Source organism: uncultured Campylobacter sp., from assembly GCF_938017615.1.
Lineage (GTDB): Bacteria > Campylobacterota > Campylobacteria > Campylobacterales > Campylobacteraceae > Campylobacter_B.
The window spans coordinates 1-10,060 of record NZ_CALIJA010000114.1 but is presented as its reverse complement, the minus strand read 5'-3'; the positions used below and the strand labels follow the sequence as shown (position 1 = coordinate 10,060).

Here is a 10,060-nt window from a genome sequence, read left to right as displayed (position 1 = left end):
AACGTGTATTTTAAAAATCTACGCCTTGACGCTCGGGATAACGGCGGGCATTACGATCTTTTTAGGCAGCGGTTGAGCTATTTTTTGTGGGATGCGAAAGGCGGTGACGTTTTTGCGAACGATCTGAAATTTGATCCCGCCGCCGCGCCATATACTCCGCTAAATAGGCAGCTCGCGCACTCAAACCATCTGCTTTTTGCCTCCCCAGACGGCATCTACTATTTTGACGAGAATGACGGAAAGCAAAAGCGCGCGGCAGACAACCCCTTTGCGGGCGAAGTTCACGCGCTTAGCGGCAGCGTGTTTCAAAGCGGGGAGCGGATATATTTTTTGGAGCGCGCGGATGTTTGGGGCGGCGGTCGCAGCACTCGCAGGCTGGTCGCTCGCAAAAGCGGACTTTTCGCGCTCGAGCTGCCGCACGAGTGGCGCAGGGTCGGCGGCGTGCACGGCGGGCTATACGGCTGGGTCTATTCAAATGGCGGGCGATTTTTCTATTTCGACGATCTGGGCTCTTCGCAACTGATAGATCGCTGCATTTATGAGATCAGGGATCTAGATTTGGTTGAAATTTTGCTTCAAAAAAGTAGCTTTGGCACGAGTAAAATTCGTGAGATGATAAAGAGCGGCGGGCTTGAGGCGGTGGATGGCGAGCTACTTTTCGAGGTAAAGACGCGGGTGGAATTTTAGGGCGATTTGAGCACAATTCGAGCATGGAAAGTGCTGCTAAATTTTAAATTTGATTTTATTTCGGCATAAATTTTTAAAATTTAAATGTAGTCGTGGGCTCTAGCGTAGGTTTAGAAATTTCATCGCAAATTCCTTTAGAGCGGGTGCGCAAATTTCGTTTTGCGCCGTCGCGACAGCGCACGAAATATCTTGTATCGGCCGCGATCTTTGCGTCGCGGCGCGCTTGGATAAGGCGTCGCCGTAAATTTTATTTTAGCACCGCAGCTTTCGTAAATTTTTGCTAGCAGTGCGGGCAACGCGGCGACAGAGCGTAAATTTAAAAGGCTTAATCGTAAAGCTACGCGCATAAAACTTGCTCGCCGAGCTCGCAAGATAAAATTTAGCGGCTTGGATTCAAAAGCGTAAATTCCTTTTTTGATATGAAATTTAATAGAGTGGGTGCATATCAAGCGGCGCGATCAAAGTGCCGTTTTGCGAGCAGATGAGGCCCAAGCGGCGCCGAAAGCGAGCATCGGATGTGAAGCGCTATTTTATAAATCCGCTTGCTACTACGCGGTCGCGCTCGTCGTAAAAAACCGCGAGCTGTGCCGGAGCGATGCCTGCTGCGGGCATGGACAGCGCGGCATGTACCCCGCCCCCTTCGCGAGGCGAAATTTGAACGGGGAGTTTGGCACTGCGGTAGCGGATCTTAACGCCGAGACCCGGCATATTTAAAATTTCATCCCTGCTTAAAAAGGCGTTGAAATTTTCGGTGTCGAACTCGTAGGTCGCCAGCTCGTCCTTGCCGCCCACGACGATCTCGTTTTTGCTCGGGTCGATGCTTAACACGAAGTGCGGCTCATGCGCGCCGTGCACCGTAAAACCGCGGCGCTTGCCGATCGTGTAGTGCATATAGCCCTCGTGAGTGCCGATGGCGTTGCCCGCGCGGTCGCGCACGATACCGGGCATTTTGGTGCCCGTATGACGGTTCAAAACGTCGATGTAGGTGGTATCCACAAAACATATCTCGCTGCTTTCGCTCGCAGAAGCGATCTGCGAAAGCTCCGCATAGGTGCGCGCGGCCTCTTTGACGTCCTTTTTATACATCCCTCCAAGCGGAAAGAGCATAAATTTAAGCGCGGCAGGATCGATGTTTGCTAAAAAATAGCTCTGATCTTTGCTAAGATCTACAGCGGCTTTTAAAAGCCCGTCCTCGATGCGGACGTAATGCCCCGTAGCAAGACGCTCAAAGCCCTGCTCGCGCGCAAATTCCAAAAGCTTGCCGAGCTTTATGCGGCGGTTACACAGAGCGCAGGGATTCGGCGTAAGACCGCCGATATAGGCCTGCACGAAGGGCTCGTAAACGTCGCGATTAAAATCCTCCTGCAGATCCAAAATGTGGATTTTTATATCCAAAAACTCGCCTACTTTGCGAACTTTGGCGATGTTTGCCTCGTGATAGCCGGGCTTTGCGTGCAGCTTCATATAGCAGCCCTGCACCTCGTGGCCCGCGTCCTGCAGCAGCTTCGCGCACATCGAGCTATCCACGCCGCCGCTCATCGCGACTAAAATTTTCATTCGTTCTCCTTACGTCGCACGTCCGTCAAAATTTCATCCACGCTGTCGCAGAGCTTAAAATTTTGCAGATCGCTTTCGTTTATCGCGCCAGATTTTAGCAGCGAGGTGCGGAAAAACCCCATCAAAGGCGCGTAGAATTCCTCGTCGTAAAGATAGATCTGTGCGCGCTTAAAGCCCGTCTGCACCAGCACTAAAATTTCAAAAAACTCATCCAGCGTCCCAAAGCCGCCCGGAAAGATGACGAAAATTTCGCTGTTTTCGATGAGGGCGCCTTTGCGCGGCGCAAATGCCGAAAATTTCGCGCCCTGCGTCAAAAAGCCGTTGCTTTTTTGCTCAAACGGCAGCATGATGTTAAAGCCCACGCTGTGCGTTCTTGCTCTCGCAAATGCGCCTCGGTTGGCGCCTTGCATAATGCCGCCTCCTCCTCCGGTGATGATCGAGTATCCTAAATCGGCGAGCCCTTCGCAGAGCTTTTGCGCGTCTTTTACGTAGCGATTGTCCTCGCTAAAGCGCGCCGAGCCGAAGATCGTGGCGCTTTTGCCCACGTTTTTGAGATTGTCGCGGGCGATTTTGATGTCTTTTAAAATTTCTTTTAACTGCATGATTAATCTATCTTTTATGTATATTATTTAAAATTTTAGTTTTAAGAATAGCATTAAATTTTTAAAATTCCGTTTAAAATAGTAGAATTTACGTGATTTAAAATCTCGTTGTAAATCATACTAGGTTGCTAAGTTTTCGTAAGAATCCGCCGACGCCGCGGTAAGCGCTCATATCGATAGGCTCGCAGCCCTGCTTGCCCAAAAATCGCGAGACGCTCTGTCTAAGCGCGATGGTAGCGGGCGAAAACGGATAGTGCGAGTTAAAAAGCGCACGATTTTGTGAGCAGACGGCTACTTGTTTGCAAAACGGCACGAAGCCTAGCAGTTTAAAGCCCAGCTCGTTTATATTGCGGTGCGCAACCGACTTTAGATTGTCGTAGATCATCACGGCATCATCTTCGCTTGCGGTGAAATTTAGCAAAAACAAAACCTCTTTTTTGCTCGCCCCAAGTGTCTTTAAAAGCGCATAGGTGTTACTGATCGAGCAGGGCTCGTTCGCGCACAGCACGATATTTTCGTCGCCGATGCTCAAAAAATCTCCAAGATACTCAAGCCCCACATCGATCAAAATAAAATCGAAGATTCCCGCCTCTTTTAGCTCGCTTGCGAAGCGAGCGGGGCTTTCGTGAGCCTTTGCGTTTGCGGAATTCCCGGCTTCTTCGGGATTTGATGAGCGGGCGGAATTTTTCATTTCATCTTTACTTGCGGAATTTTGAGAATTCTCGTCAGGGATTGAATTTTGCTTGGTGAAATCATCGCTTTTAAAATTCTCTAGGCTTTCTGATTCTGTAAAATTCCATCCATCTTCGCAATTCTGCGGCTTTTTGGCTGCACAATTCGTAGAATTTTTTGCAGCGTTTTCTATCAAATTTAAAGCGGCGGAATTTTCTGAGTTATTTTTGCCATCAGAACTCGTGAGTTTTTGCGCGTAATTGTGCGAGCCACCACTTTCGTCGCCCTCTCGATTTTGTGTGCTATCCGTAGAATTTTGCATGACGTAATCATCCGCGCTAGAGCTTGCGTTTTTAATAGAATTTTGTGAGGATGCGTGATTTTGTGAAGCAAGCGCGGGCGAAACGAGCGTTAAATTTTGAGAAATTTTTACTGCGACGGCGCTTGGTAGCGAAATCCTCTTTCTTTGTAAAGCGTTTAAAATGATCTCTTGATTGTTTAAATTCGGAGCCTCGATGATCGCCGTGCGGTAGCCCTGCTCGCTTAGAATTTCGGCGAAATTTGCTGCAATCACGCTCTTGCCGACTCCGCCCTTGGCGCTTAAAAAATTTACGATTTTAGTTTGCATATCAGTCCTCTTTTAAATTTCATCTCTCCAAGTGGCAAAATCACGCTTATGCGCTCGCAAATACCCGGATGCGGTAGCGCGAGCCGTTCGCAGGCACGCACCTTCGCGCTTGCATATAAAATATCCACATCCAGCGTGCGCGGCGCGTTTTTAAAGCTTCTTTTGCGCCCAAATTTCAGCTCCGCGCGCTGCATAATTTTAAGCAATGTAAGCGGCGGCAGAGAGCTTTGCACGAGCATTACGGCGTTTAAAAAATCGGGCTGATCTAAAAAGCCGAACGGCCTGTTTTTTAAGATCGGGGAATTTTGCGCTACAAAAAAGCGCGCATCGCTTTGTAAAGTGCGATAAAATCGCTCGAAGCGTCGCCTGACATCTCCTAAATTCCCGCCGAGTCCAAGTAGGTATAAATTTTTAAAATTTCCGCGCTCGCGGCGCCTCATCGGAAAAACGGCGCTTTTTACGACGCACAGCGCGTCCGCGCACTCGTAAAATCCGTTTTTCTTAAGTTGCATGTTCACCCGAGCTACTCTCATAAAATTTCAGCCCCGTTTTCGCGCACGACCACGACGTCCTCGATACGCACGCCAAACTCGCCCGGCAAGTAAATCCCCGGTTCCACGCTAAAGACCATGCCCTCTTTTAGCACGGTATCTCCGCGCTTTGAGATGAACGGAAGCTCGTGGATATCGACTCCGACGCCGTGTCCGGTGCTGTGAAAAAACGCTTCGCCAAGGCCCTGAGCGGCGATAAAATCCCTAGCCGCCGCATCGATCTCGCGCGCCTTTTTGCCGGGCATAACCGCCGCGATCGCAAGGGCCTGAGCCTCTTTTACGATTTCATAAATTTCCTGCCGCTTGGCGTTTTTAAAATTTTGCTCTTTGCCAAAGTTAAAATTTTCGTTAAAGCACGCCGTACGCGTCCTATCGGAGCAGTAGCGGTTAAATTTAACCCCCGCGTCCAGCAGGAGCAAATCGCCATGCCGCAAACGCTTTTTGCTCGGTAGAGCGTGCGCCTTTGCGGCGTTTTCGTTGATCGCTACGATAGGCGAAAAGCTAAGCGCGAGCTCGCCCTTTTTTTTAAAGATGAGCTCGGCGTTAAAAAACAGCTCCTCTTCGCTCATCCCTTCGCCGCTAGAGCGCACGAACGCAGCAAATTCGTCAAATCTTTCAGCGCCCAACTGCGCCGCTTGCTTTAAAATTTTTATCTCATCCTCTGATTTTATTATGCGCGAAATTTGCGAAAAATTCGCCCGCGCCTTAAATCTTATCCCAAGCCCTTTGCTAAGCGCCTCCCACTCGCCCGCGCTAAAATCGTACGGGTTGTAGCTAAGCTCATTTACGCCAGCCTTTCGCAAAAACAGCCGCGCGTCTTTTATTAAATTTCGCTCGACCTCGATCACTTCGGTATCTTGGCAAAGCTCGCGCGCCTCGATGCTATAACGCGCATCGGTGAGGAAAAATTTGCGCCCCGCGAGACTTAAAAATATCGCGTTGTCGCAGCTGTATCCGCACTCGTGGTAAACGGCGTTTTCGTCCTTTAGGATAAAATTTTTCAAATTTACCCAGTCCTACTCGGCTTTCTGCTCGGCTCTGGCTGCCTTGATCTGCTCAAAAATTTGAATCATTCCGATCATTGCCAGATGGTATCCCACAGGGCCGAATCCGATAATCTGACCCGCTGTTACGGGCGCTATTAGACTTTTTTGTCTAAGCTCCTCCCTGCGAGCGATGTTTGAGATATGCACCTCGATCACGGGTAGGCTGACTGCGGCGAGCGCATCTCGGATAGCGAGCGAAGTGTGCGTGTAGGCGGCGGGATTGATGATGATGCCGTCGCAGGTGCCGAAGCACTCTTGGATCTTATCGACGATCTCGCCTTCGAAATTGCTCTGGAAAAACTCAATCTCGTTGCCGCTCTGATCGGCGACCGCCTTCATCTGCTTATGGATATCCTCCATCTTCATAACCCCGTAAATAGCGGGCTCGCGCATACCGAGCATATTGATATTCGGTCCTTGAATCACCATAATTTTCATTTTTGCGTCCTTGTTTTGAAATTTAAGCAAAAATTATAACCAAAGCGAGCTTATTTTTTACTATGGCGCTAAATTTGCCCGCTCAAGCCCAGCCGCTAAAATTTTATCTCTAAATTTAGCGCGAAATAGAATTTTATGCTAAAATCACGCGCTGTTTTAGATAAGGAAAACGATGAGAATTTTAAGGGCGAAGTGGGTTCTTGTCTGCGATGAGAATTTTAAAATTTTAAAAGAGGGCGCGATCGTCTTTGATCAGAAAATAATCGAGGTCTGCGCCTTTGCGAGTGCGGCGCGCAAATACCCGCAAGCCGAAATTTTGGACTTTAGCGGCGATATAGTGATGCCTGCGTTTATAAATCCGCACGTGCATTTGGAATTTAGCGCAAACAAAGGCACGCTGCGCTACGGCGATTTTTTGGATTGGCTAGGCAGCGTCATCGCCTCAAGACAGGAGCTGGATGCCGCGGCGCGCGGACGGTTGATCTTGGAGCAGATCGCCGCGATGATGCGAAGCGGCGTGGGTACGATCGGCGAAATTTCAAGCTTCGGCGGCGAGGCTGAAGTTTGCGCGCAAAGCGGCATTAGAACCGTATTTTTTAATGAAATTTTAGGCGCGAGCAAGGACGCTGCGGCGGAGAATATTTCTAAATTTAAAGATCGATTTGAGCGCGCAAAGGCGCTCGCAAGCTCGCTTTTTATCCCCGCCGTGTCGGTGCACTCGCCGTATTCGGCGCACCCGCAGATTACGGAGTTTGCGACGAGGCTTGCCCGTGAAAACGGGCTTGCTATAAGCACGCATTTTATGGAGAGCACGTATGAGCGGCAGTGGCTGCGCACCGGTCGCGGCAAATTTAAAACTTGGCTTGCTAAATTTAACCCAACGCCCGCGCCTTTTTACTCGCCGCAGAGCTTCGTAGCGCATTTTAGCGGGCTTCGCACGCTTTTTACGCATTGCGTTTGGGTGGATGATTTTAGCATCTTTGATCCGAAGCTCCACTCGATCACGCACTGCGCGCGCTCCAACCGCCTGCTTAGCAAAAAGCAGCTAAGCTTTAAAAAGCTGCTCGCAAGCGGACTTAATTACAACATCGCTACCGACGGGCTTAGCTCAAATTTCAGTCTAAGCTTTTTAGACGAGCTGCGTGCAAATTTAATGATGCACGACGAGCTGGGCTTGGCGGAACTGGCGCAGGCGCTGATTTTAGGCGCGACGAGAAACGCTGCTGCGGCACTTGGGCTAAATTTGGGCGAGCTGAAAGCCGGTAAGCTCGCCGACATCACCGTTTTTGAAGGCATTGAGTGCGAGCAGAGCCAGCTGCCGCTACAGCTCATTTTGCAGAGCAAAAACGCAAAATCACTTTTTATCGAAGGAATGAAATGCAATTTCTAAAAAACATCTTTGCGCCGATCGGCGCCGTGCTCGGGTTTATCAACAAATACTTTAAATCCCTGATTTTTCTGCTTATTTTGTTTTTGATTTTTGCAGGTGGCGAAGGTACGCAACAAAAGGGCGCCAATCTCGCTCAGCTTTCGCTAAGCGGCGCGATAATGGACGATAGCGAAATTTTAGAAAAGATCGAAACTCTGAAAAACGACGAGGCGATTAAGGGAGTGCTTCTGCTGATCGACAGCCCCGGCGGCGCGCTAAGCCCGAGCGTGGAAATTTCGCTGGCTATCAAATCACTAAACTCGCGCAAGCCGGTCGTTGCTTACGCAAAGGGCACGATGGCGAGCGGCAGCTACCTAGGCGGCGTGTGGGCTAGTAAAATTTATGCAAATCCGGGCAGCTTCATCGGCTCTATCGGCGTGATCATGCAGGGCTTAGACGTGAGCGAAGCTGCCGCTAAATTGGGACTTTCAGAACAGATCGTCAAAGCGGGCGAGCTCAAAGAGGCGGGCACGATGATGCGAAAATGGAGCGACGCGGAGCGCGCTAGCCTGCAAGCCCTGGTGGATGAGAGCTATGAGCTATTTACGCGTGAGGTAGCGCAGGCGCGCTCGCTGGATCTTAGGAAGCGCGATACGTGGGCGAATGCGCGAGTATTTTTAGCCAGCGGCGCCAAAGGCGTCGGCCTCATCGACGAGGTGGGCTCTTTAGAGGACGCTAAAAGCGCGCTCGTAAAGGCTAGCGGCGTAGCAGATCCGATCTGGCAGGAGCCTTCGGCGTATGAAAAGATGATGGATAAGCTGGCAAATAAAAGCGAAAGCTTAGTGCGCGGAGCCTTCGGCGCGAAGCTGATGACGTATTAGAATTTTAGAAATTTCGTAGGAATTTTAAAATATGAGGGAATTTTAAGAGCAAAATTTTGTATGTAGAAACATACTGGGTTTGACTACTTTTAAATTTCCTCGCTTTTCCATTTGGCGGTTTTCTTTAAAATTTTACCTTTTTTGTGAATTTTTCTTTGCTTAAGAACTCCTCATTTTTCTACTAATTATTCAGCCCCCTTTAAGCATCGCTCTTGTATAATCACAATTCTGTTTCGCACCGAGCCGAACCTGCTTTCTTAACTCTTAAGTCCTAGTAGTTTTAGCCTTTTAGCGAACGCGTTTTTTAAAATTTTAACTGTTAAAAACAAATATCTTTAGTCAATCTTTGAAATCTAAACAAGTGATCGATTGAGCCTATGGATTAAGATTTAGATCGCAGGATCGAATATTAGATTATTTTTTACATCCGTAACGAATATCTAATTAGCATCTAGCTTTAAACTAAATCTATCCATAAAAACAATGTTACAAAAACATAAAGTTTTTAGATTAAAAACTTCATATTGACTCTCTAAAGCTTGATTCAATTATTTGAATCTAAACTAACGAAACTTTCGTTAGTTTTAAAATTTAACTATGCGGATAATAGGTTTTATCTGCATAATATACGCCGCTTCCGATAGAAGCGGTGTGCTTTAGAGGTTTCCAAAGGGCGTAGCTCTTTGGTCGCAAAGACTAGCTTCGCTAGTCTGCGAAATCAAATAAATATGGAGAGTTTGATCCTGGCTCAGAGTGAACGCTGGCGGCGTGCCTAATACATGCAAGTCGAACGGAATTTAAAAGAGCTTGCTCTTTTAAATTTAGTGGCGCACGGGTGAGTAATATATAGCTAATCTGCCCCTTGCTGGAGGACAACAGTTAGAAATGACTGCTAATACTCCATACTCCTTTTTACCATAAGATAAATCGGGAAAGAATTTCGGCAAGGGATGAGACTATATCGTATCAGCTAGTCGGTGGGGTAACGGCCTACCGAGGCTATGACGCGTAACTGGTCTGAGAGGATGATCAGTCACATTGGAACTGAGACACGGTCCAAACTCCTACGGGAGGCAGCAGTAGGGAATATTGCGCAATGGGGGAAACCCTGACGCAGCAACGCCGCGTGGAGGATGACACTTTTCGGAGCGTAAACTCCTTTTGTTAGGGAAGAATAATGACGGTACCTAACGAATAAGCACCGGCTAACTCCGTGCCAGCAGCCGCGGTAATACGGAGGGTGCAAGCGTTACTCGGAATCACTGGGCGTAAAGGACGCGTAGGCGGATTATCAAGTCTCTTGTGAAATCTAACGGCTTAACCGTTAAACTGCTTGGGAAACTGATAATCTAGAGTAAGGGAGAGGCAGATGGAATTCTTGGTGTAGGGGTAAAATCCGTAGATATCAAGAAGAATACCTATTGCGAAGGCGATCTGCTGGAACTTAACTGACGCTAATGCGTGAAAGCGTGGGGAGCAAACAGGATTAGATACCCTGGTAGTCCACGCCCTAAACGATGTCTACTAGTTGTCGGGGATTAATTTCCTTGGTAACGCAGCTAACGCGTGAAGTAGACCGCCTGGGGAGTACGGTCGCAAGATTAAAACTCAAAGGAATTGACGGGGACC

8 protein-coding genes, 1 rRNA gene and 1 pseudogene are annotated in these 10,060 nt (G+C 48.5%); 4 read left to right on the top strand and 6 right to left on the bottom strand.

Annotated features, from left to right (window positions below):
- Positions 1–687 (top strand): annotated as a pseudogene (locus Q0620_RS06005) (hypothetical protein); the annotation flags it as partial.
- Between the two features lie 525 nt (positions 688–1,212).
- On the opposite strand, the gene mnmA reads toward Q0620_RS06005, so the two are convergent.
- The 6 genes from mnmA to aroQ all read right to left on the bottom strand — a co-directional run bounded on the left by mnmA (position 1,213) and on the right by aroQ (position 6,181).
- Positions 1,213–2,244, bottom strand: coding sequence for a tRNA 2-thiouridine(34) synthase MnmA (mnmA, locus tag Q0620_RS06000; protein ID WP_298783758.1), 1,032 nt, complete (start codon positions 2,242–2,244; stop codon positions 1,213–1,215).
- A complete protein-coding gene (locus Q0620_RS05995) occupies positions 2,241–2,846 on the bottom strand; it encodes a TIGR00730 family Rossman fold protein (RefSeq protein ID WP_298783756.1) in 606 nt (201 codons plus the stop codon). The genes mnmA and Q0620_RS05995 overlap by 4 nt, the downstream gene beginning before the upstream one ends.
- A 115-nt stretch (positions 2,847–2,961) precedes the next feature.
- Entirely contained in the window at positions 2,962–4,146 is a 1,185-nt protein-coding gene (locus tag Q0620_RS05990) for a P-loop NTPase (RefSeq protein ID WP_298783755.1), read from the bottom strand.
- Complete coding sequence (gene folK / locus Q0620_RS05985; RefSeq protein WP_298783759.1) at positions 4,128–4,658, bottom strand: 2-amino-4-hydroxy-6-hydroxymethyldihydropteridine diphosphokinase; 531 nt, start codon at positions 4,656–4,658, stop codon at positions 4,128–4,130. Before folK ends, Q0620_RS05990 begins: the two co-directional genes overlap by 19 nt.
- A 17-nt stretch (positions 4,659–4,675) precedes the next feature.
- Positions 4,676–5,701 carry a M24 family metallopeptidase gene (locus tag Q0620_RS05980; protein WP_298783754.1) on the bottom strand — a complete coding sequence of 342 codons (1,026 nt, stop codon included), beginning with the start codon at positions 5,699–5,701 and terminating at the stop codon, positions 4,676–4,678.
- A gap of 12 nt (positions 5,702–5,713) precedes the next feature.
- The gene (aroQ, locus tag Q0620_RS05975; RefSeq protein ID WP_297950960.1) at positions 5,714–6,181 is read right to left on the bottom strand and encodes a type II 3-dehydroquinate dehydratase; all 468 of its coding nucleotides are present in this window, start codon (positions 6,179–6,181) and stop codon (positions 5,714–5,716) included.
- 172 nt (positions 6,182–6,353) lie between these two features.
- Between aroQ and Q0620_RS05970 the strand changes: the two genes are divergently transcribed.
- The 3 genes from Q0620_RS05970 to Q0620_RS05960 all read left to right on the top strand — a co-directional run.
- Positions 6,354–7,571, top strand: coding sequence for a metal-dependent hydrolase (locus tag Q0620_RS05970; protein ID WP_298783753.1), 1,218 nt, complete (start codon positions 6,354–6,356; stop codon positions 7,569–7,571).
- The gene (sppA, locus tag Q0620_RS05965) at positions 7,559–8,431 is read left to right on the top strand and encodes a signal peptide peptidase SppA (protein WP_298783752.1); all 873 of its coding nucleotides are present in this window, start codon (positions 7,559–7,561) and stop codon (positions 8,429–8,431) included. Before Q0620_RS05970 ends, sppA begins: the two co-directional genes overlap by 13 nt.
- Before the next feature lie 725 nt (positions 8,432–9,156).
- A 16S ribosomal RNA gene (locus tag Q0620_RS05960) occupies positions 9,157–10,060 on the top strand; the annotation flags it as partial.